The organism is Burkholderia savannae (assembly GCF_001524445.2).
In the GTDB taxonomy this organism is placed as follows: Bacteria; Pseudomonadota; Gammaproteobacteria; order Burkholderiales; family Burkholderiaceae; genus Burkholderia; species Burkholderia savannae.
The window spans coordinates 222,952-246,012 of record NZ_CP013419.1 but is presented as its reverse complement, the minus strand read 5'-3'; the positions used below and the strand labels follow the sequence as shown (position 1 = coordinate 246,012).

Annotated in this window: 11 protein-coding genes and 5 pseudogenes; 13 read left to right on the top strand and 3 right to left on the bottom strand. The window is 60.1% G+C overall.

Features of this window, described 5'->3' with window-relative positions:
• Window positions 1–98 precede the first annotated feature (98 nt).
• The 10 genes and pseudogenes from WS78_RS34820 (at window position 99) to WS78_RS34780 (ending at window position 19,251) form a co-directional block, all read left to right on the top strand.
• A complete protein-coding gene (locus WS78_RS34820) occupies window positions 99–4,547 on the top strand; it encodes a SpvB/TcaC N-terminal domain-containing protein (RefSeq protein ID WP_085701563.1) in 4,449 nt (1,482 codons plus the stop codon).
• A 40-nt stretch (window positions 4,548–4,587) separates the two neighbouring features.
• A complete protein-coding gene (locus WS78_RS34815) occupies window positions 4,588–7,470 on the top strand; it encodes an RHS repeat-associated core domain-containing protein (RefSeq protein ID WP_085701562.1) in 2,883 nt (960 codons plus the stop codon).
• 101 nt (window positions 7,471–7,571) lie between these two features.
• Window positions 7,572–8,145 (top strand): annotated as a pseudogene (locus WS78_RS34810) (transposase); the annotation flags it as partial.
• 103 nt (window positions 8,146–8,248) lie between these two features.
• Window positions 8,249–11,083, top strand: coding sequence for an RHS repeat domain-containing protein (locus WS78_RS34805; protein WP_059584209.1), 2,835 nt, complete (start codon window positions 8,249–8,251; stop codon window positions 11,081–11,083).
• Between the two features lie 80 nt (window positions 11,084–11,163).
• A protein-coding gene (locus WS78_RS34800; RefSeq protein ID WP_226377341.1) for an IS5 family transposase occupies window positions 11,164–12,137 on the top strand; the annotation gives its coding sequence in 2 pieces (ribosomal slippage) (window positions 11,164–11,305 and window positions 11,305–12,137; 975 coding nt in all).
• A gap of 130 nt (window positions 12,138–12,267) precedes the next feature.
• Window positions 12,268–12,756: a hypothetical protein gene (locus WS78_RS36855; RefSeq protein WP_157131173.1), complete on the top strand. Its 489-nt coding sequence runs from the start codon at window positions 12,268–12,270 to the stop codon at window positions 12,754–12,756.
• 109 nt (window positions 12,757–12,865) lie between these two features.
• On the top strand, window positions 12,866–15,679 hold the full coding sequence (locus WS78_RS34790; protein ID WP_198174684.1) for an RHS repeat-associated core domain-containing protein: 2,814 nt from the start codon (window positions 12,866–12,868) through the stop codon (window positions 15,677–15,679).
• A 67-nt stretch (window positions 15,680–15,746) separates the two neighbouring features.
• Window positions 15,747–16,046, top strand: a pseudogene (locus tag WS78_RS36850) (transposase); the annotation flags it as partial.
• 132 nt (window positions 16,047–16,178) lie between these two features.
• A pseudogene (locus WS78_RS38480) lies at window positions 16,179–16,436 on the top strand (hypothetical protein); the annotation flags it as partial.
• 40 nt (window positions 16,437–16,476) lie between these two features.
• A complete protein-coding gene (locus WS78_RS34780) occupies window positions 16,477–19,251 on the top strand; it encodes an RHS repeat-associated core domain-containing protein (RefSeq protein WP_085701558.1) in 2,775 nt (924 codons plus the stop codon).
• A gap of 34 nt (window positions 19,252–19,285) precedes the next feature.
• Here WS78_RS34780 and WS78_RS37390 read toward each other — a convergent pair whose 3' ends face one another.
• A complete protein-coding gene (locus WS78_RS37390) occupies window positions 19,286–19,615 on the bottom strand; it encodes a hypothetical protein (RefSeq protein WP_197419466.1) in 330 nt (109 codons plus the stop codon).
• On the opposite strand from WS78_RS37390, the pseudogene istA reads away from it, so the two are divergent.
• A pseudogene (gene istA, locus WS78_RS34775) lies at window positions 19,536–20,405 on the top strand (IS21 family transposase); the annotation flags it as partial. The gene WS78_RS37390 and the pseudogene istA sit on opposite strands and share 80 nt — an antisense overlap.
• 124 nt (window positions 20,406–20,529) lie before the next feature.
• Here istA and istB read toward each other — a convergent pair.
• Both istB and WS78_RS34765 read right to left on the bottom strand, forming a co-directional pair.
• The gene (gene istB, locus WS78_RS34770) at window positions 20,530–21,288 is read right to left on the bottom strand and encodes an IS21-like element helper ATPase IstB (protein WP_059580329.1); all 759 of its coding nucleotides are present in this window, start codon (window positions 21,286–21,288) and stop codon (window positions 20,530–20,532) included.
• Between the two features lie 15 nt (window positions 21,289–21,303).
• Window positions 21,304–22,089, bottom strand: a pseudogene (locus WS78_RS34765) (Mu transposase domain-containing protein); the annotation flags it as partial.
• Window positions 22,090–22,142: 53 nt separating this feature from the next.
• Here WS78_RS34765 and WS78_RS34760 point away from each other — a divergent pair.
• The gene (locus tag WS78_RS34760; RefSeq protein WP_156432289.1) at window positions 22,143–22,403 is read left to right on the top strand and encodes a DUF5372 family protein; all 261 of its coding nucleotides are present in this window, start codon (window positions 22,143–22,145) and stop codon (window positions 22,401–22,403) included.
• 176 nt (window positions 22,404–22,579) lie between these two features.
• Entirely contained in the window at window positions 22,580–23,032 is a 453-nt protein-coding gene (locus WS78_RS34755) for a helix-turn-helix domain-containing protein (protein WP_059581540.1), read from the top strand.
• Window positions 23,033–23,061 lie beyond the last annotated feature (29 nt).

Below are 23,061 nucleotides of genomic sequence, written 5' to 3'. Positions count from 1 at the left end.
CTACCGCATAACCAGCGTGCTTTTGCACAGACGCCGTCGTGAGCGTTCACGATGTTATCGGTGCCCACGGGCACCGATCCAACAGGATTCGATCTACCATGCAGAATGATGCTTCAGTATCGGTCCAAAGCCTATCGTTGCCCAAAGGCGGAGGCGCGATCGTTGGATTGGGCGATAGCCTCACGCCCATTGGCCCCAGTGGAATGGCTGGGTTTGCGTTGCCGTTGCCGGTCTCCGCAGGGCGGGGATACGCGCCGTCGCTGATGCTGAATTACAGCAGCGGTGCAGGCAACGGCCCATTCGGCCTCGGATGGCAATTGAGTTCAGCGGCCATCCGGCGCCGTACCAACTGTGGCGTGCCGCGTTACGACGGTGGGCCAGAAGACGAGTTTCTCGATCTCGACGGTGAAGTGCTTGTCAGCGAACGCGACGAGCACGGCAAGACGATCACGACCTCCGTCGCGAAGTATGGCGATAAGGATCTGGGGGAAACTTACCAGGTCACCCGCTATTTCCCGCGGGTCGAGAGCGCATTCGACCGCATCGAGCGCTGGCAAGGCTCCGGCGCCGTCGACGATTTTTGGATGAGCCACGGCGCCGATGGCCAGCTTCACTGTTTCGGCAAGACCGCGGCGGCACGGGTGGCGAACCCGAGTGCCCCCGAACAAATTGCGGAATGGTATATCGAAGAGTCGGTCAATCCGACCGGCGAGCATATTTACTACCGCTATGCTGCCGAAACCGACGACGGTGTTGCGGCGGATAACGAAAACAACCGCGATCACGCGGCGAATCGTTACCTCGCCGAAGTCTATTACGGCAATCGAGCTCCGGCGCCCCACTTGTATCTGTGGGACATGCCTGATGCCCGCGATCAAGGCTGGCTGTTCAGCGTTGTGCTGGATTACGGCGAGCGAGGCGTCGATTTCAACAGGCCTCCGACCTATGATGTTCCGAGTGGCCGGGCGTGGTCGATGCGTGCCGACAGCTTTTCCCGCTATCAATACGGCTTCGAAGTGCGTACCCATCGACTGTGTCGGCAGGTGCTGGTGTTTCATCATATTCGCGAGGAGTTAGAGGCTGATCATACGCTGATCCATCGCATGCTCTTCGCGTATGAGGAATCACCCATCGTTAGTCACCTGACGCAGGTGCGATCACTGGCCTATGAACCCGACGGAGCAGTGCAAAGCCTGGCGCCGATCGAGTTCGATTACAGCAAGTTCGATCCGAATGCGCTTGCGGGCAGCGGCACAGTCTTCGACGGTGTGCCCGAATTGAACGATGGCGAGCATTACGAGCTGGTGGACTTGTACGGCGACGGCTTAGCCGGTGTGCTGTTTCGTCATGATGTCGATTGGCGCTACAAGCCACCGATGCGCGGCGAAGCAGGAACCGAGGAGGTTGCCTACGGTGCTTGGCAAGCGCTGCCCGATGTTCCGACGATGCAACCGGTGCGGCTCGCGCTCATGGATATCGATGGCGATGGCCGCCTGGATTGGCTGGTCGCTCAACCGGGTATGAGCGGTTGCTTTTCGCTCAAGGAAGGCAACCAGTGGTCCAGATTCACGCCTTTCAACGCGCTGCCGCCGGAGTTCTTCCATCCGCAGGCGCAACTGGCCGACCTGGTTGGCTCGGGCCTGTCGGATCTGGCATTGATCGGCCCCAAGAGCGTGCGTCTCTATGCTAACCAGCGAGACGGGTTTGCTCGTGCAACCGACGTCGTGCAGTCTGAGGAGACCACGTTGCCGATTGCGGGGCGCGACGCGCGGGAACTGGTCGCCTTCAGCGACGTACTGGGTTCGGGCCAGACGCATCTCGTCCGTATCCGCCACGATGGCGTCATGTGTTGGCCGAATCTAGGGCGCGGCCGTTTCGGTCGGCCGTTCCTGCTCGCCACGCTCAATTTCGCTCGCGACACCTTCAATCCCGACCAGATCTTCTTGGCCGATCTGGACGGCAGCGGCGCGACGGACGTGATCTATCTCGAGCGGGACCACCTGACGCTCTATCTGAACCAGTCCGGCAATGGCTTCGCGGCGCCGGTCACATTGCCGTTGCCCGATGGTCTGACGTTCGACCGGTTATGCCAAGCCAGCTTTGCCGATCTGCAGGGGGTGGGCGTCGCCAGCCTGATTGTTTCGCATCCGCATATGACGCCGAAACATTGGCGATTGGATTTTGCCAAGGCCAAGCCATATCTGCTCACGAGCGTGAACAACAACATGGGGATGCATACGACCTTCGATTACCGCAGTTCGGTGCAATACTGGCTCGACGACAAGCAGGCGGACCCGACGCTGACGTCCGCGTTGCCGATGCCGATCCCCACGGTCGCCCAGGTGACGACGCTCGATGAAATCACCGGCAATTCGATTGTCCAGCAATATGGATATCACCATGGCGTGTACGACGGTGTCGAGCGTGAGTTTCGCGGCTTCGGGCTCGTGACGGCACAAGACGCGCAACAGGTGGCGACGACGATCGTTAGTTCGGTGCCGCTTGCGCCGCCGCTCGTCACCAAGACGTGGTACCACACCGGTCGGGAGACCGATGAAACGGTACTGGCGAATTCGCCTTACCAAGATGCGAGTGCAGTGTCAGTCAATCCTACCCGTCTGACCGAGTTCGATGCCGAACACCAGCAGGACGTCGATCTTGATGCAGTGGATGCCGACACGCGCTACTGGTTGTTCCGAGCACTCAAGGGTGTCCAGCTACGTCAGGAAGTGTATGGCCTGGATGGTAGCGACAAGGAAGCGGTGCCATATACGGTGTCGACGGCGCGGTATCAGGTCCGGCTTCTCCAGGCCGGGGCTGGGCGAGCGAGTCCGGTTGTCATGCCGACTGGGCTCGAGCAGGTCAGCTATAGCTATGAGCGTATCGCGGTCGATCCGTTGGTTAGCCAGCAGGTTCAGTTGCAATTGGACCGCTACGGTAGTGTGACGTGGAATGTTGCCGTGAATTATCCGCGTCGTCCGCGGCCGAACGCTAATCCCTATCCAGCGACGCTGCCCTCAACGAGTTGGGCCAGCAGTTATGACGACCAGCAAGCCAGTCTGATTCTGACCGAGCAGCGCAGCCTGCCGATCCACCTGGATGATGCGCAGGCGTGGCGATTAGGCCTTCCTAGTCAGCAGCGCAGCGACGTGTTGATCTTCGACGGCAGCCAGGCGCCGGTGAACGGATTGAGCTACGAATTGCTGACGCAAGCGGGGGGATGGCTGGATGCCAAAAAGTCGCGCACGTACGCAGGGCAGCAGCAGATCTTTTATACGGACACCCCGGTTGGCTTGACCGCGCTTGTCGACCATGTGGAAACGGCTGAACTCGACGATGCCGCGCTCAAGGCGTTCGATGGCGTGCTGGACGATGACGCACTGACCGCATTGCTTAAGCAGGCCGGGTATCGGTTGGCGGATCGTTTACTGCCGCCGGATGGTCAGGCCAAAGAACCGCAAGTCTGGGTTGCGCCGCGCGGATACACGTCTTATGGATCTGCGGCGGAGTTCTATCGCCCGATCAGCCAGCGTACGAGCGCGCTGACGGGTGAGGTGAAGTATGAGTACGACAACTTCACGTGCGGACTGAAGAAGACCACCGACGCACTGGACAATCAGACGACGGCGGTCTACGACTATCGCTTCTTGCAGCCCAAGCAGATGGTAGACCTCAACGGCAATACCCAGGAAGTGTTGTTCGATGCGCTGGGGCGCGTGTTGGTGAATAGTTTTTACGGTACAGAGGAAGGGCAACCAGTCGGCTTTAGCTCCTTGGCGGATTTCTCTCTCAACGACCTCACGGTCGCCCAAGCGATCCAGAACGCGGGTGTGTCGAAGCAGGAGGTTGCCGGCATTTATCTGGCTGCCCCGCTGAGCTGGATGGGGCAATTGACTCAGGATGCGCTGAAAGTCGTGACGGACGACGTCACGCCAATTTGGAATGCACTGCTGACGCACGCGTTCATTACCCCCGATGGTCGAGTCCTGTCCGTGGGACATGCGTGGGCGGCTGGTGAAGTGTCGATAGCCGACCTTCCGGATGGCGTTCGCCAGATTATTCGGGCACTGCCTCGACAGCCGGTTCAGCAGGCGTCGCTGATCGCGGATCGTTACCCATCCGACTCGGCGCAACAGGTGCGAGTCAGCGTGGGTTGCGTCGATGGTCTTGGCCGGGCATTACAGAGCGCGCAAAAAGTGCCAGGCGGCACCGCCTGGCAACGCGATGCGCGAGGTGAAATCGTCGTAGACGAGGCCGGCAAGCCGATGAGTCAAGAGACGGCGACGCGTTGGGCGGTGTCCGGCAAGGTCGAATACGACAACAAGGGGCAGCCGGTGCGCAGCTATCAGCCGTACTTTATCGACGACTGGCGCTATGTGGCCGATACGGCGATGCGCAGCTGCGGGTATGCCGATACGCATTATTACGATGCGGTTGGTCGTGAGGTGCAAGTGGTGACGGCCAAGGGATATCTGCGTCGCACGGGCTACTACCCGTGGTTCACGGTCGCCGAGGACGAGAACGATACCTGGCAGCCGACGAACTGACGAAGTGGCAGTGACGCATCTTTAAAAGGGCGAGATTGTTATGGCGACGCTTGGGAATCCTGCGTACGGTACGCCGACGCTGGCGGTAGTGGGCAATCGAGGCGAGACGGTGCGCACGCTGAGCTACAACCGCGCGGCGGTTGACGAGGACCTCGACGAGCGGATCGAGCGGACCGAGTACAACCGGCTCGGGTTTGCTTCGTCTCGAATCGATGCGCGGTTGCTCAGTGCCGATGAAACACCGAACTTTGCTTACGTGACGTCGGTTGCTGGTGGCGCGTTGTGTACCGTCAGTGTCGACGCCGGCACGAGCTGGGCGCTGGCCGATATCGACGGCCGGCCGGTTTGGGCTCATGACGCCCGTGGAACCACCGCGACGTGGACGTACGATGTATTGGGGCGTCCGCTGACGGCCGAGGAGGCTGTTGCGGGGCAAGCCCCCGCGACCCGCGAGGTATGGGTGTACGGCGAGCGGGAAGCCGACGCGCAGGCGCACAACCTGCGCGGGCAATGTATGCGTCGCTATGATGCCGCAGGGCTGCTTACATGGAGCGGCTTTCGTCTCACCGGAGAACCCGTTGGTGAAACCCGTCAGTTACCCATGAGCGCCGAAGATGAAGCAGACTGGGTGGGCAACGACGAGTCGGCGTGGGCAGGCGAACTGGACCCGACGTTGTACAAGACCGTATGGACGCATGATGCGACGGGTGCCTGGTGTACACAGGTCGACGCGAAGGGCAACGTGCAAGCTCGTGCCCACGATGTTGCGGGCCAGTTGGCCAGCAGCAGCCTGACGCTGGCCGGCGATGGAACAGCGCAGCCAGTACTTAGATCGATCGAGTACAGCGCAGCGGGCCAGGTGCTCAGCGAAATGGCGGGCAACGGTGTGATGAACACATACGCATACGAGCCCGAGACGCAACGACTGATCGGCGCGCGCACGACGCGCCCGGATCAGGCGCGTCGTGCCACCGTGCTGCAGGACCTGCACTATGCGTACGACCCGGTTGGCAATGTGCTGAGCGTGCACAACGACGCGCAGACCACCACCTACTGGCGCAATCAACAGATCGAGCCGGTGCACACCTATGCCTACGACGCGTTGTACCAGTTGACTGGCGCAACTGGGCGGGAGACGGCTAATCGCGGCCAGGACGGGCCATTACTGCCCGCACCGGCCATTCCGCTCGACGACACGGTCTATACGAACTACGAACGTACCTATACATACGACCGCAGCGGTAATCTCACGCACGTTCAGCACCGAGGGGCAGCGCGCTACACAAAGACGATCGTGGTGTCCGGTCGCAGTAACCGCGCGATTGAGCAGAATGACCAGCAGAATTTGAAGCCGGAGCACATCGACGACGGCGACTGGTTTGATGCGGCAGGCAACCAGCGGATTCTGCTGCCGGACCGATTGCAGCCGCTGGACTGGAACGGTGACAACCGGCTGGCGCGGGTGACGCTCGTCAAGAGGGACGGTACGACGGACGATTGTGAAGTGTACCAATATGGTGCAGACGGGACGCGTGTGCGCAAGCAGACGCGTACTTATACCGCGGGCACGAAGCGCACGCAGACCAGTGGCACGATACGCATTGCCGAGTCAATTTATCTGCCCGGGTTGACGCTGCGGGTGACACGTAGTGAGAGCGGGCAGGGGGTGAAAGTAATCAAGGTGCTGCACGAGGTGAAACTGGAAGCCGGCCAGATGAGCGCGCGAACACTGCACTGGGAAAGCGGGCAGCCGGACGGCCTCGTAGACGACGCCATTCGTTACGAGATTGGAGGGTTGACCAGCTCGATCGGACTCGAGCTGGACCAGCACGCAGAAATAATCAGCCGGGAAGAATACTACCCATACGGCGGCACGGCAGTAGTGACAGCGCGCAGTCAGGCAGAGGCAGATACGAAATACAACCGTTACTCTGGCAAGGAGCGCGACGCGACAGGGTTGTACGACTATGGCCTGCGGTATTACCAACCTTGGATTGGACGCTGGCTCAACGCTGATCCCGCCGGCCTCGTCGATGGCCTGAACCTTTTTGGCATGGTACGCAACAATCCGGTTACCTACGAGGACGTTGGTGGCCTTGCCGCCGACGTCCCTGTTTCGGGCCAGATGTCGCTAGCGACGAGATTGGCACGTGTGGTTGCACGTATTGGGCGGGCAGTACAAAGGTTGATGAAGAGCCAGGAGGACCCCGCACGAGCGAAAGCGAGAGACGCGACGGCAATCGCCAGTGGGGCGGTGGAAGAGACTGATCTGGCAGCGCGGACAAACAGACCGGCTCAGAGCATTGATCAAGGAATGCAATGGTGGGCGGAAGTGAAAACTGACGAAAACATCACAATATTCAATCGAAAATTCGCGGTATGGTACGGTGGTTATACCGACAAGTTCCAAGGTAAGCAGGGGGTCGAGGCGATGATAATTCATGGCGCTAAAGAGCGAAATAATGGGGACAGTGTCCTAGTTTGGGGGAAGCAAGCCGAGAAAGTTGCTGGGAGATTTACTGGTAAATATACTCGTACAAGTAAGGGGATAGCAGCAAATGCTTTAGAAGAGCAGCTAAAGTTGAAATACTCTATAGACTTGACCAAAGGAACTACGCCCTTTCATTTGATTAGTTGTTATGCCAAGAGGGGGGCCGCCCAGCAAGTGGCAGACAGTATCGATAGGCCAGTTGTGGCTTATTCCAAGCACCCTGTTAGGGCACATGGCGTGGAGCGCGCTGAGGATCCATCATTTACGGTGTACGCGGCTTTGAGGAAGCATGATATTAGGCGATTATTCAATAGAAAAGACCATATTTCGTCGCCACGTATTTTTTATCCTCAAGCTTGGGGCGTAGCCTCTCACAAATTGGGAGCGAGGCCCGTGGCGTCAAAGCCGCGGTCCTCGACGTCACAATGTTGAGCGCGAGTACGTCAGTCGATGTGATCCGCTTTCGGAATCCTGGGCTGATCTGAGAGCGAGTTTTGCGGCAAACCTGCCCCTGAATCACGAGGTCGTTTGTCATGAAACGGAAACGCTTTTCGATCGAGCAGATTGTGGCGGTACCGAAACCGGCAGAGCTGGGGATGCCGGTAGTCGATGTGATCCGGCAGGTCGGCATTTCCGAGCAAACGTTCTATCGATGGAAGAGGCAATACGCGGGGATGCAGTCGGATCAGGTGCGCGAACTCAAGCAATTGCAGGATGAGAATGCGCGGCTGAAGAAGCTGGTTGCCGAACTGAGCTTGGATAAGGCCATCTTGCAGGACATAGCCGCAAAAAAATGTGGCCCGGCCCGCGCTGAGGCGAGACGTGGTGGACTACGTAGTAAGCCACTATGGATTGACGATGAGGCGGGTCGGTCGGCTCGTGAAGCAGCCGCGCAGCGTTCAGTACTACCGGAGCGTCAAGGATCCCCGTGCGGAGCTGCGCGCACTCATGCGCGAGATTACCTACACGCGTGTGCGTTATGGCTATCGGCGTGTTCACGTGCTGTTGCGCCGCGAAGGTTGGCAGTTAGGTAAGAACCAGGCGTACCGGCTGTATTGCGAGGAGCAATTGCAGTTACGTTCGAAGTTGCCCAAGCGCCGAAAGATGGGCTACTACCCGTGGTTCACGGTCGCCGAGGACGAGAACGATACCTGGCAGCCGACGAACTGACGAAGTGGCAGTGACGCATCTTTAAAAGGGCGAGATTGTTATGACGACGCTTGGGAATCCTGCGTACGGTACGCCGACGCTGGTGGTAGTGGGCAATCGAGGCGAGACGGTGCGCACGCTGAGCTACAACCGCGCGGCGGTTGACGAGGACCTCGACGAGCGGATCGAGCGGACCGAGTACAACCGGCTCGGGTTTGCTTCGTCTCGAATCGATGCGCGGTTGCTCAGTGCCGATGAAACACCGAACTTTGCTTACGTGACGTCGGTTGCTGGTGGCGCGTTGTGTACCGTCAGTGTCGACGCCGGCACGAGCTGGGCACTGGCCGATATCGACGGCCGGCCGGTTTGGACCCATGACGCCCGTGGAACCACCGCGACGTGGACGTACGATGTATTGGGGCGTCCGCTGACGGCCGAGGAGGCTGTTGCGGGGCAAGCCCCCGCGACCCGCGAGGTATGGGTGTACGGCGAGCGGGAAGCCGACGCGCAGGCGCACAACCTGCGCGGGCAATGTGTGCGTCGCTACGATACGGCCGGGCAGGTGCGCACGTTGGGCTACACGCTGGGTGGTCAGCCACAGGACGAGACGCGGCGCCTGCTGGCCGAGCTGGTGGCGTTAGCCTGCTGGCCGGGTGACGATGAGGCAGGCTGGGACACGCAGCTGTCGACGCAGGCGTGGACGACCGGGTGGGACTACGACGCGCTAGGTAGTGTCATCGCGCAGACCGATGCGAAGGGCCACCGGCGGCGCTGGAGCATGGACGTCGCGGGCCAACTGCAGGTAGGCTGGCTGAAGCTGGCCGGTGCTGTGCACGAGCAGGTGCTGGTGAGCGGTATTCGCTATACCGCGGCCGGCGAGCTACTTGCGCAGACGGCTGGCAACGGAGTGGCCACAACCTGTGAGTACGAGGCCGAGACCCGGCGGCTGGTGCACCGGCGCACGCACCGGGCTGACGGCACGCTGGTGCAGGCGCTGGGATACGCGTATGACCCGGTGGGCAACATTCTGGGTATTAGCGACGCCGCGCAGGAAGTCCGTTACTTCCGCAACCAGCGGGTGGCGGCGCAGGCCACCTACCGCCATGACGCGCTGTACCAACTGCTGGAAGCCACCGGACGGGAGAACGCGACGGCGGGCGGCCAGGGTCCGGTTTCACCGCCGGGGAGCGATTCGGCCAACCTGGTCAACTACATGCGCCGCTATACCTATGACCGCGGTGGCAACCTGACGCGCATCGAGCACCAAGGCGGCAGCGCGTGGCGCAACGACATCGTGGTGTCGGACCGCAGTAATCACGGGGTTGCGCAGGCCGATGAGGAGAGCCTGCGGCCGGGAGACATCGACAACGGGAGTTACTTCGACGCCTGTGGCAACAGGCTGGCGCTGAAGCCGGGGCAGGCGCAGGTGTGGAACGTGCGCAACCAACTGGAGAAGGTAACGCTCATTGACCGCGGCGGTGACAGCGATAATGACCGGGAAACCTACGGCTACGACGGCAGCGGGATGCGAGTGTGGAAACAGACACGCGCAAGGACTGCGAGCACCTGGCGCACGCAACAGGTGATCTACCTGCCGGGACTGGAGCTGCGCACGACGGAGGCCGATGGGAAGACGGAAGAGGCGCTGGATGTGGTGATGGTGCCGGACGGGTCGATGCGGGTACTGCACTGGACAGCGGGGCGGCCGGAGCAGATTCCGAACGACCAGTACCGCTGGAGCGTGCGCGATCAGATCGCTTCGGCGATCCTGGAGCTCGATGGCGATGGGCGGATCATTACGCAGGAGGAGTACTACCCATATGGCGGCACTGCAGTGTGGGGCGGTAACGAGTATGAGGTGAAGTACAAGTTCATCCGCTACTCGGGCAAGGAGCGTGATGCGACCGGGCTGTACTACTACGGGTACCGCTACTACATGCCGTGGCTCGGACGCTGGGCCAGCGCCGATCCCGCCTTCACCATCGATGGACTCAACCTGTACAGGATGGCGCGTAACTGTCCGATTAATTATTACGATCCTACTGGACTGGATCCAATTGCAGGCTTTAAACTGCGAGCAGGTAAACAGAAGGAAATACCAGGATCCATCCTTTCAAGCGTCCAACCTGACTTATCGGGCAGAACACAAACCGTCGAACTCACTTTGCCCGAGCAGTATAAGATCTGGCCAATGTCAGCGGTGGCAGGCGGGCGAAAACTATTGCCTATTGTGTCGGATCTCCTTAACGCAGCCCCCGGACAACAACTGCGTCTGCCTGGAGATGTGCTACAGCACGGTGGCATCGCAAGGTTTTCATTCCTCGGAGTGAATCCCGGCGGCCAAGAAAATTATATGGCGATTGCGCCGCATGTGGAACTATTCGGAGCCGAGGTAACAACGGGATCGACCGTGAAGGCTTATTGGGTGCCGCAAGGAAAATACTATGACATTCCGGTCCATCCAGATATCACAACCGACCCAATTCATGTCTTTACCCCTGCTTTTAGCGGTTGCTCATTCGTGGTAGACATGATGAGCGAAGAGACGTTGCGAGTCTATCACGTGGAAGGCGGCAAGGAAGAGGAGCAATACAATAGGGTGGGTATTGAACATGGCCGTGGGATGGTGGCGGCCATGGAGTATCCGGATTATGGATTTCATAGAATAGGCGAGAGCAACATTGAAAATGTTCACGGATTTGCTTTTCTCAGGTATGAATCGAAAGAGGGTGGAAGCTGGAATTTACATTATCAGGGACAGGAAGCCCCTGCATACGTGAAGAACCTTCGCGTCAAAGAATCGTGGTTTTCATCGAGGAAAATCATGACTGAAATTCCTGCTCAGGTTGTTGGGAGGGTGACCCATTCTGGCAATAGGAGGGTAAATGTAGCTTAAGGCAATGCTGAACAAGTCCACCATCGCCGTGGTCCAGCCGTTATAGATCGTTGGACATGACCCGAGAAAGGCGAAAGACGATGAAGCAGCAGACGCTGGCGATGGCAGTCGATCAGGGAGCGGGCTTCGAGACGAAGCGCAAACGCACGCGACGCGACGAGTTTCTCGACACGATGAACCGGATCGTGCCTTGGGCGGCGTTGTGCGTGCCGGTCGAGCCTATTACCCGAGACGCGGCAACGGGCGCCCGCCGATTGGCCTGGAACGTATGCTGCGAATTCACTTCGTCCAGCACTGGTTCAACCTGGCGGACCTCGCCTGCGAGGCGGCGCTGTACGACAGCACGAGCCTGCGCCACTTCGTGGGCATCGATCTGGGCTGCGAGGCCGTGCCGGATGCGACGACGATGCTCAAGTTCCGGCATCTGCTCGAGAAGCACAAGCTGGGCGAACAGATCTTCGCGGAAGTGGGTCGGGTTCTCCAGGCCAGCGGGATGAAGCTTGCCAGCGGCACGATCGTGGATGCCACGTTAATTGGCGCACCCGGTTCGACGAAGAACGGACAGAAGGCCCGCGACCCCGAGATGCGCCAGACGAAGAAGAACGGCAATTGGCACTTTGGCATGAAGCTGCACATCGGGGTCGACAGTCAGAGCGGCCTGGCCCACAGCGCGGTGGTGACGACGGCCAACGTTCACTATAAGCATGCGTTGCCGCAACTGCTGCATGGGCAGGAGCAGCGCGTCTACGGCGACAGCGCCTACGCGAGCCAGAAGGCACTGATTCATGGCAAGGCGCCCAAGGCGCGCGACTTCACGAATCAGCGCACACGCCGCAACGGCGCGATCGACGAGGTGGCGTGCCGCAAGAACCGAAACAAGTCGAAAATTCGGGCCCGCGTCGAACATGTATTCGCCGTGGTGAAGCGACTGTGGGGTTTCGCGAAGGTGCGCTATCGCGGGCTCGGGAAGACTGCGAACCGCGCCTTCGTCGCGGTGGCGCTGGCCAATGTCTACCTGCGCCGCACGCGATTGATGGCACAGGTGCGCCCGTAATGGGCGAAAACCGAACCTGGGGCCCGCCAGTGAGGACCACGGGCCCTCGAACGGCCCCTAGGATGACCGAAAACCAGCAAGGAACCTGCGTTCATGATCAGCTTGCTTCGAACTCTTGATGACATCATGAATGCAGCCGCTTGTTCAGCATTGCCTTAATAATGATGGCGGAGCCTGTCATCGTTACCCATCCGACTCGGCGCAACAGGTGCGAGTCAGCGTGGGTTGCGTCGATGGTCTTGGCCGGGCATTACAGAGCGCGCAAAAAGTGCCAGGCGGCACCGCCTGGCAACGCGATGCGCGAGGTGAAATCGTCGTAGACGAGGCCGGCAAGCCGATGAGTCAAGAGACGGCGACGCGTTGGGCGGTGTCCGGCAAGGTCGAATACGACAACAAGGGGCAGCCGGTGCGCAGCTATCAGCCGTACTTTATCGACGACTGGCGCTATGTGGCCGATACGGCGATGCGCAGCTGCGGGTATGCCGATACGCATTATTACGATGCGGTTGGTCGTGAGGTGCAAGTGGTGACGGCCAAGGGATATCTGCGTCGCACGGGCTACTACCCGTGGTTCACGGTCGCCGAGGACGAGAACGATACCTGGCAGCCGACGAACTGACGAAGTGGCAGTGACGCATCTTTAAAAGGGCGAGATTGTTATGGCGACGCTTGGGAATCCTGCGTACGGTACGCCGACGCTGGCGGTAGTGGGCAATCGAGGCGAGACGGTGCGCACGCTGAGCTACAACCGCGCGGCGGTTGACGAGGACCTCGACGAGCGGATCGAGCGGACCGAGTACAACCGGCTCGGGTTTGCTTCGTCTCGAATCGATGCGCGGTTGCTCAGTGCCGATGAAACACCGAACTTTGCTTACGTGACGTCGGTTGCTGGTGGCGCGTTGTGTACCGTCAGTGTCGACGCCGGCACGAGCTGGGCGCTGGCCGATATCGACGGCCGGCCGGTTTGGGCTCATGACGCCCGTGGAACCACCGCGACGTGGACGTACGATGTATTGGGGCGTCCGCTGACGGCCGAGGAGGCTGTTGCGGGGCAAGCCCCCGCGACCCGCGAGGTATGGGTGTACGGCGAGCGGGAAGCCGACGCGCAGGCGCACAACCTGCGCGGGCAATGTGTGCGTCGCTACGATACTGCGGGACGGCTCGAGTGGCGCGGCTTTCACCTCATTGGCGAACCGGTTATTGAATCCCGCACCCTGCTAGCCGACGCGGAGGGCAACGCCGATTGGGCAGGCGACGAGTTGGCATGGGCGAGTGCGCTCGAATCGGTTGCCTATACAACAGCCTGGACCCGCGATGCAACCGGCACCTGGTTGACGCAGACCGATGCGGCAAGCAACGTGCAGGCTCGCGCCTTCGATGTCGCCGGCCGGCTTGCCCTTAGCGGCCTGACGCTCGCCGGCGGAACGGCATGGCCAGTGCTATCGGCAATCGACTACAGCGCGCCGGGCCAGGTCTTGAGCGAAACGGCCGGCAATGGCGTGGTCAGCACCTGTGCTTACGAGCCAGAAACCCAGCGGCTGGTGCGGTTGACCGTGACACGACCGGCGCAGACCGGGCGAGGCACGGTGCTGCAAGACCTGCAGTACACATACGACCCGGTCGGCAATGTGCTGAGCATGACGGACACCGTGCAACCGACCACCTACTGGCGCAACCAGCGGGTCGATGCAGGCAATACCTACGCGTACGATGCGCTGTATCAGTTGATCCGCGCGACCGGCCGCGAAACCGTCAACCGTGGTCGGCAAGGTACAACGCTGCCCGCGCCGATCCCGCTGCCGAACGACGATTCCGTCTATAGCGGCTATACGCGTACCTATCAATACGACCGCGGCGGCAACTTTACTCAGATCGCGCACCAGGGGGCGGTAGGCTACACGCAGGACATCGTGGTGTCCGGTCGCAGCAACCACGCATTAGTGCAGAACGCCCGCGGCAGCCTGACGCCAGGCGATGTCGACGACGGGACCTGGTTCGATCCCACCGGCAACCAGCAGTGCCTGCTGCCGGACCGCGTCGAGCCGCTTGGCTGGAATGGCCGCAATCGGCTGCAACGGGTCACGCTGGTCAAACGGAGCGGCGACCCCGACGACCGGGAGGCGTATCATTACGGATCAGACGGGATGCGGGTGCGCAAGTGCACGAGCGCGTGGACGTTGGGGACGACCCGCACGGCCGAGGCGATTACCCTGCCGGGACTGACCTTGCGGCTCACCCGCAGCGACGATGGCGCCACCGTAAAGGTAACGGAGGCGCTGCACGAGATCCGGCTGAACGCGGGACGGACCGGCGCGCGGGCGCTGCATTGGGAGAGTGGTCTGCCGCCTGCCGTGGGAAACGACGCGCTTCGATTCAGCCATGGCGACCTGGTCGGCTCGATCGGGCTGGAACTGGACGGGCAGGCCGACCTAGTCAGCCGTGAGGAATACTATCCGTACGGCGGCACTGCGGTGTGGTCTGCGCGCAGTCAGACTGAGGCCGACACCAAGTTCATCCGCTACTCGGGCAAGGAGCAGGATGTGACCGGGCTGTACGACTACGGTTATCGATACTACCAGCCGTGGGCGTGCCGCTGGCTCAGCCCCGATCCCGCCGGCACTGTTGACGGGCTCAACCTCTTTCGGATGGTCAGGAATAGCCCGGTTACGCAACGTGATCTATTGGGGCTACTGCCAACCTTACAAGATCTGGCAAAACAAGAAATTAACAAATTGAAAAATTTTGGGCCGGAACATGTGTTGGCATACCTCGGCGGAGTTCAGGCATTGAGAGGAAAAGCAAATGCTCATGGATATTTCAGTGCCAATAGGCAAATTACAATTGAAACTGGAAAGCATCGTGGAAAGATAAAAAAAGGTGAGCCATCAAATGCGCCAACGGTGTCGACAATTGCTGAGTCAACCAAGAAGATTCTCGAGAAGCGTCGGCATCTCCCTTTCAACGTGGAGATAAAAGGGTCTGATAATCCCGTATACGCTTCAATATCACTCAATCAGGATATATCTTCCGGAGTTTTTGTTGGTGGTGGCTCGTTACGATCTGGCCTAGTTGGAATTCCATACAGGAGCACAGAAAATCCTTCCTCTCCTGCTTTGGAGTATGATATTCATGGAAATGAGTTGCTTTTTAGATCAATGTCTACCGATCACTATAATGGATTGATGAAAACCAATAAATTGCAACCAACAACTGAAACATCGATTTCGCCGGCGGTGGCTTATTCATTGGAATATTCTTCGCCTAGCAACGGAGAGTTAATTCAGTTCGCCCTCAAACCTGGAACATTAAAGGAGCTCAGAGAAATTGGCTTGGCCTTGAATAAGGGTGTTAAGTTATTATTTCCGGATATGAGGGAAGGAGGGGGTGAATGGATGAAGACCAATGCTCAATTTAAGGTCGAGGGCGAGCAAATGACGATTCAGCTCGGCCAAGGCAGGGCCCTGGAAATATTTAATAGAAACATGGTTCACTATCGAGTTATTAAGAGGGTTTTTAACTCAAACTCCACTAATCCGTATTAGGAAAACTGGACCGATTCTAGAGCGAGTTTTGCGGCAAACTTGACCCTGAACCGAGAGGTGGTTTGCCATGAAACGGAAGTGCTTTCCGATCGAACAGATTGTTGCGGTACTGAAGCAGGCGGAGTTGGGTATGCCAGTAGCGGATCTGATCCGTCAGGTCGGCATTTCCGAGCAGACGTTCTATCGATGGAAGAAGCGATACGCGGGGATGCAGTCGGATCAGGTACACGAGCTCAAGCAATTGCAGGATGGGAATGCGCGGCTGAAGAAGTTGGTTGCCGAACTGAGCCTCGACAAGGCCATCCTGCAGGATGTCGCCTCAAAAGTGGCCCGGCCCGCGCTGAGACGAGACGTGGTGGACTACGTGGACCGTTTGCTGCCGCCGGATGGTCTGGCCAAAGAACCGCAAGTCTGGGTTGCTCCGCGGGGATACACGTCATATGGATCGGCGGCGAAGTTCTACCACCCGAGCAGCCAGCCTGCGACGAGCGCGCTGACTTATGAGGTGTCCGGCAAGGTCGAATACGACAACAAGGGGCAGCCGGTGCGCAGCTATCAGCCGTACTTTATCGACGACTGGCGCTATGTGGCCGATACGGCGATGCGCAGCTGCGGGTATGCCGATACGCATTATTACGATGCGGTTGGTCGTGAGGTGCAAGTGGTGACGGCCAAGGGATATCTGCGTCGCACGGGCTACTACCCGTGGTTCACGGTCGCCGAGGACGAGAACGATACCTGGCAGCCGACGAACTGACGAAGTGGCAGTGACGCATCTTTAAAAGAGTGAGATTGTTATGACGACGCTTGAGAATCCTGCGTACGGTACGCCGACGCTGGCGGTAGTGGGCAATCGAGGCGAGACGGTGCGCACGCTGAGCTACAACCGCGCGGCGGTTGACGAGGACCTCGACGAGCGGATCGAGCGGACCGAGTACAACCGGCTCGGGTTTGCTTCGTCTCGAATCGATGCGCGGTTGCTCAGTGCCGATGAAACACCGAACTTTGCTTACGTGACGTCGGTTGCTGGTGGCGCGTTGTGTACCGTCAGTGTCGACGCCGGCACGAGCTGGGCACTGGCCGATGTCGATGGCCGTCCGGTTTGGGCGTGCGATGCCCGTGGCACCGTCTCTACCTGGACCTACGATACGCTCGGCCGCCCGTTGACAGCTATCGAGACAGTGGGTGATACGGCACCCGCCGTTCGTGACGCCTGGATCTACGGCGAAGCCGAAGCCGATGCGCAAGCGCACAATCTGCGCGGCCACTGCGTGCGCCGCTACGATAGCGCAGGGCGACTTACATGGAGCGGCTTTCGTCTCACCAGCGCGCCGCTCGCCGAGACACGCCAGTTGCTAGCCGGCGCTGAGGCTGACTGGGCGGGCAACGATGAGGCCAAGTGGCCGAGAGTGTTGGAACCGACTTCGTATACGACCACCTGGACACACGACGCCACCGGAGCCTGGCTGACGCAGACCGATGCAAAGGGCAACGTGCAAGCTTGTGCCCACGATGTTGCGGGCCAGCTGGCCAGGAACAGCCTGACGCTGGCCGGTGGTGGAACAGCGCAGCCAGTGCTCAGATCGATCGAGTACAGCGCGGCGGGCCAGGTGCTGAGCGAAACGGCGGGTAACAGCATGGTCAGCACCTATGAATACGAGCCCGAGACGCAGCGGCTCACGCGGTTGACCGTGACACGTCCGGCCCAGGCGGGCCGCGCCAGGGTTCTGCAGGATCTGCACTACATCTATGATCCGGTCGGCAACGTACTGAGCGTGCACGACGACGCGCAGGCGACAACCTACTGGCGCAACCAGCAAGTCGACTCGACGCGCATCTACACCTACGATGCGCTATACCAACTGATGTCTGCGACGGGCCGCGAAGCCGTTCAGCGCGGCCCGCAAGGGGCAGCGCTCCCGCTGCCGACAATCCCGCTACCGAACGACAATTCTGTCTATACGAACTACGCCCGCACCTACACGTACGATCGCGGCGGCAATCTCACCGGGATCCAACACCGTGGCGCAGCGAGCTACAGCTACATACAGGCGATTGTGGTGTCCGATCGCAGCAACCACGCGCTTCAGCAAAACGCCGAAGGCACGATCGTGCCGGCCGATGTCGACGATGGAACCTGGTTCGATGCGGCGGGCAATCAGCAAGTCCTCCTGCCGGACCGGACCCAACCGCTCGCGTGGAACGGCCGCAACCGCCTTGCCGGCGTCACGCTGGTGCAGCGCGACGGCGGTATCGACGACCGTGAGACGTACCAGTACGGTGCCGACGGCATGCGGGCGCGCAAGCGCACCACCACGCACACGAGCGGCACCACCCGCACGGCCGAGGCGATCGTGCTGCCGGGGCTGACGCTGCGGGTCACGCGCAGCGACGACGGGCAAACCGTGAAGGTGGTGGAGGCGCTGCAGGAGGTCCGGCTGGACGCGGGCCGGGCCGGCGCGCGGGCGCTACACTGGGAGACGGGCCTGCCGGCCGGTCTCGCGAACGATGCGCTGCGCTTCAGCCACGGGGACTTGATCGGCTCGGTCGGGCTGGAGCTGGACGCTCAAGCGGACCTGATCAGTCGAGAGGAATACTACCCATACGGGGGCACCGCAGTGTGGACCGCGCGCAGCCAGGCCGAGACGGACACCAAGTACGTACGCTACTCAGGCATGGAGCGCGATGCGACTGGGCTTTACGACTACGGCTGGCGCAGCTATCAACCTTGGCTCGGCCGATGGCTCAACCCCGATCCGGCCGGGGCTATCGATGGTCAGAACCTCTACAGGATGGTTGCCAATAGGCCAATTATCTTGCGTGACTCACTTGGATTGGCTCCTCAACCTCTAGACGACGAACACTCCTACGCGCAGCTAGCTAATGCATTTAGAGTCGGTGACATCGTTTACGGTCTTGATGTGCCGAGAAAAAATGCCCTCTTCGTTTTGAAAAATCAGGGCTTTTCTCGAGTTGGCGGGAATTTCACGCAAAATGGTAAACCCCTTAGATGGATCAAGTCAATTATGCCAAAAAGTTGGCGCTCGCCGAAGCGAAACATATTGACTCAAAATGATATCACCAATGCCGTCTGGAACCAGGAGCGCCCCAACGATTATACGGAAGATCGGGAAATTTCAAAGAATCTGCATGATTCGGCGCGCGCCATTTCATTTAAAAATTTTCTGGAAAGTCATGGTCGATATAACGTAAAAAATGACCCTTTAACGAAACGCCATCCACTGGATGCAGTGGAGATATTTAAAAAGACCAGTAAGGCGGGCCTTGAATTTCAGATATTAAAAAGAAAAATGGTCGTCCATTTTGTTGTTGATGTTATCGAGGAAAATATCGAGGTGGTTGCAAAAAAAGAAAAAGGGTATGGACAAAGCATTACATCAAGTGAGTTGCGGTGGCTATATCGACATCGAGAATTGTGGCAGATTAAGAAATATGTTAATTTCTGGAAAGAAGATGGCCTGGTTGATCAGGATAAATTCTTTTCCAGGTGCGAGTGGTCCGCATATCAACCAAAAAATCGAGGTGCGAAGGAAAATAAAATTAACCAATGATTTTGTGCGGGTTGGGGGTAAGTCCGCGGCGATTTCATCTTGAATGCGGGCGACGGAAACAAGAAGCATCGTGTCCATTAATATCTTTGATGGACAGGTGAGGTCGGCCGAAGAAAATGGAAGCCAACGTCTCGTAAAATCGAGAAGCGGAGGCATGTAATGTCAGCGTCGGATAGATACTCCCCACTTTCGTCGAAGTAATTTTCCCCAGTTTTTTATCTGACGGCGCCGCGGTAGCGGCGCCGTCCTGTCGATCGCCGACCATATTGCCCTTGAGATCCGTCGTGGGGGTGTCGGTGGTCGAGCTGGAGGAAGTGATGACGATTCTGGAATTGCATCGGCAAGGGCTGAGTATTTCGGCCATAGCTGCTCGACTGAGTATGGACCGCAAGACCGTTCGTAAATACATCAGGAATGGCGTTCAGGCGCCGCGTTACGGTCCGCGCGCGCCGCGACCGTGCGTGGTCGATCCGTTCGTCCACTACGTCACCGAACGTGTCCGCGAGTTTCCCGACCTGAGCGTCGAACGTCTGCTGCGCGAGATCCGGGCCATGGGGGATACCGGCGGCCGCACGGCGCTGGGCGATCTGATTCGCGAGGTCCGGCCACCCCGCCAACGCGGCTTCGAGGTGCGCTTTGAGACGCCCGCCGGTCATCAGGCTCAAGTGGATTTCGCGCACTTCAATGTCGAGTTCGGTGACGCGCCTGGCCAGCGGCGTTCGATATGGCTGTTCTCAATCGTGCTTGGGCACAGCCGCTATCTCTGGGGACGCTTCGTCGAGCATCAGGATCTGCAGACCGTCCTGCGCTGTCATACGGAGGCATTCGAACACCTCGGCGGCGCTCCGCGCGAGATTCTGTACGACCGGATGAAGGCGGCCGTGCTGGGCGAAGTCGAGAAGCACATCGTCTACAACGCGAAGCTGGTCGCGTTTGCGCAGCACTACGGCTTCGCGCCGCGCGCCTGCAAGGCGTATCGCGCCAAGACCAAGGGCAAGGTCGAGCGGCCGTATCGCTATATCCGGCAGGACTTCTTCCTGGCGCGTCGCTTCCAGAATCTCGCCGACCTGAACCGACAGTTGCGCGAGTGGCTCGACACTGTGGCCAATGTGCGCGTGCATGGCACGACGCACCGCGTCGTCGCCCAGCACTTTGCGTATTCCACGCAAACCGAACGCTCATTCCACGCTTAAGCGAACGCCCATTCCACGGTTATCCGAACACGCATTCCACGCGCAAGCGAACGCTGCGGACGTGGCGACGCGGGCCTGAGCGTTTTTACTCCGACACCTCCTTGCTGGTCAAACCATTTCGGCGCTTGCGCATCGATTCGCCGGCGAGCGTGAGGCGATGGGCGTTGTGAACGAGTCGGTCGAGGATCGCGTCGGCGAGCGTCGGGTCGCCAATGGCGGCATGCCAGTTCTCGATGGGGATCTGACTGGTGACGATCGTCGAGTGGGAGCCGTGCCGGTCGTCGAGCACCTCGAGCAGGTCGCGCCGCGCCTGATCGGACATCGGCGCCATCGCGAGATCGTCGAGCACCAGGACGTCGGTTCGAGCCCACTGCGCGAGCAGCCGGGCATAGCGGCCGGCGCCGTGCGCGATCGCCATCTCCTCACTGAACTTCGGCATGCGCAGATAGCCAGCCGAGTAGCCCTGCCGGCAGGCCTGGTTCACCAGAGCGCACGCCAACCAGCTCTTGCCGAGCCCGGTCGGCGCGACCAGGATCACATTCTGCCGCTCCCGAATCCACTCGCCGGTCAGCAGCCGGGCGAGCAGCGTCCGGTCCAGGCCGCGCGACGAACGGTAGTCGATGTCTTCTGGCACGGCGCCGGGGAAGCGCAGCTTGGCGCGGCGCAGCCGCGCCGTGAGCAGGAGCGAATCGCGCTCGCTGGCCTCGCGCTCGACGAGCAGCCCGAGACGCTCCTCGAAGCCGAGTTGATCGATGCTGGCCTGCGATTGCTGCTCGGCCAGCGCCGCTGCCATGCCGAACAGGCGCAGCGTATGGAGCTTCTCGACGGTCGGATGATGCAACATGATGACGATCTCCAGTCAGTGGTAGTAGGATGGTCCGCGCACGTTCGCGTGCACGAGCGGCAACTCGGCCTGGGCGGCGGCCGTCTCGGCCTTGCTTTCCAGACCGTTCTTCAGCGTCGACGCAATGAAGCGGTAGTTCGACGCTTTCAGATCGATGGCGCGGCTGCAGGCGGCCTCCAGCCGCGTGGCCCCGTAGTCCTTGCCCAGCCGCAGCACACCCAGGCAGGCGCGGTAGGCTTGCTCCGGGTGTTGGCGGCCACTGAGCAGGTGCTCGACGACGGCGGCGGTGTGCGGACCGATACTGGCTGCCCATTTGAGCAGGCGTTGCGGGTTCCACTCGGTGGTGGCCACCCGGTGATTCGGCGGCATGTGCGCGGCGATCGTGCTGTGATGGCCGCGCCGCTCACTGCGGGCATGCGCGGCAATGCGCTGGCCGCGATGGAAGATCTCGACGCTGGTCCTGGTGTAGCGCACGTCGACCTGTTCGCGCGCGTAGCGGTACGGCACGGAGTAGAAGTGCTCGACGACTTCGACGTGGTAGTCGATCCCGACGCGCGCGAGCTTCCACTGGGCGAACTGATACGGCCGCTCGGGCAGCGGCCGCAACGCCGGGCGATCGAGTTCCTCGAAGGCACTGCGGCGACAGCCGGGCAGCTTCTTGAACGGCTTGTTGTTCAAACCGACGAGCAGTGTGGCGATCGCGCGGTTCGCTTCATCGAGGCTGAACAGGCGCTGGTGGCGCAGCCGCGCCAGAATCCAGCGCTGAACGAGGAGCACCGATTGCTCGACCTTCGCCTTATCGTAAGTCAGCAACTGCTTGTCGTGACGACGGTTGCACGGCCGTAACGGTCGAGATCACCCATCCCTTTCACCCGCGACGCGGTACACGAATCCAGCTGGCTACCCGGCGCATCAACTGGGGAGAGGACCGCGTCATGTTCTACGACGAACATGGCCAGCTGGTATCGATACTGGCCTCATGGACGAACGTGGATGAGCCGGACGCGTTCGCGCAGGCTGCGGCGGGGCGCTCCGCCTTTCGTGTCGACGACCTTCGGAGGCTGCGCGCGCTAATCGACGACCTGAGGCCGGAGGTCCTGGGGCGTGTCAAGTAAATTACGCCGCCAATGTAAGTTAAATTACGCCGCATCAGATTCGCGTGAGCGCGACGTGCGTAGCAATATACCCACAATATCGCGATTTGGCCGGCGCATTCGATTGCGCGCCGACCTTGACATTGACGTGTGTGCGGCATATTTTAGATTACACACTTTGCACCGGTGCAGCGATCTTGACCAAGCCCGATCCAAAGCTGGAACGTCTCAGGCGCCTCGGGGTACTGAATCCCCATCCCGAGAGGGTGCAGGCTTCCTGGTTCCAGTCGAGCGATTTTTTCGACGCCCGCGACTTGATTCAAGTCAAGTACGAGATGCTGCGCCATGTCAGCGTCGACGGCGCATCGAAGGCCGATGCTGCGGCCCTGTTCGGCATGTCACGGCCAACCTTCTATCAGGCCGAGGCCGCGTTTGCTCGCGATGGCTTGGCAGGACTCGCTCCGAAGCAGCGTGGGCCCAAGGGAGCGCACAAGCTCAATTTCGAGGCGATGGCGTTCGTCGAACGACATCTCGAAGGCGATGGCGCGATTCACGCCCGGGCGCTAGCCGAGCAACTGGAATCCGAGCTCGGCATCTCTGTCCACCCCCGCAGCATCGAACGCGCAATCGCGCGCAAAAAAAAACCGTAGAGCCAACCGTTGCCGCCGTCCCCTTCGCG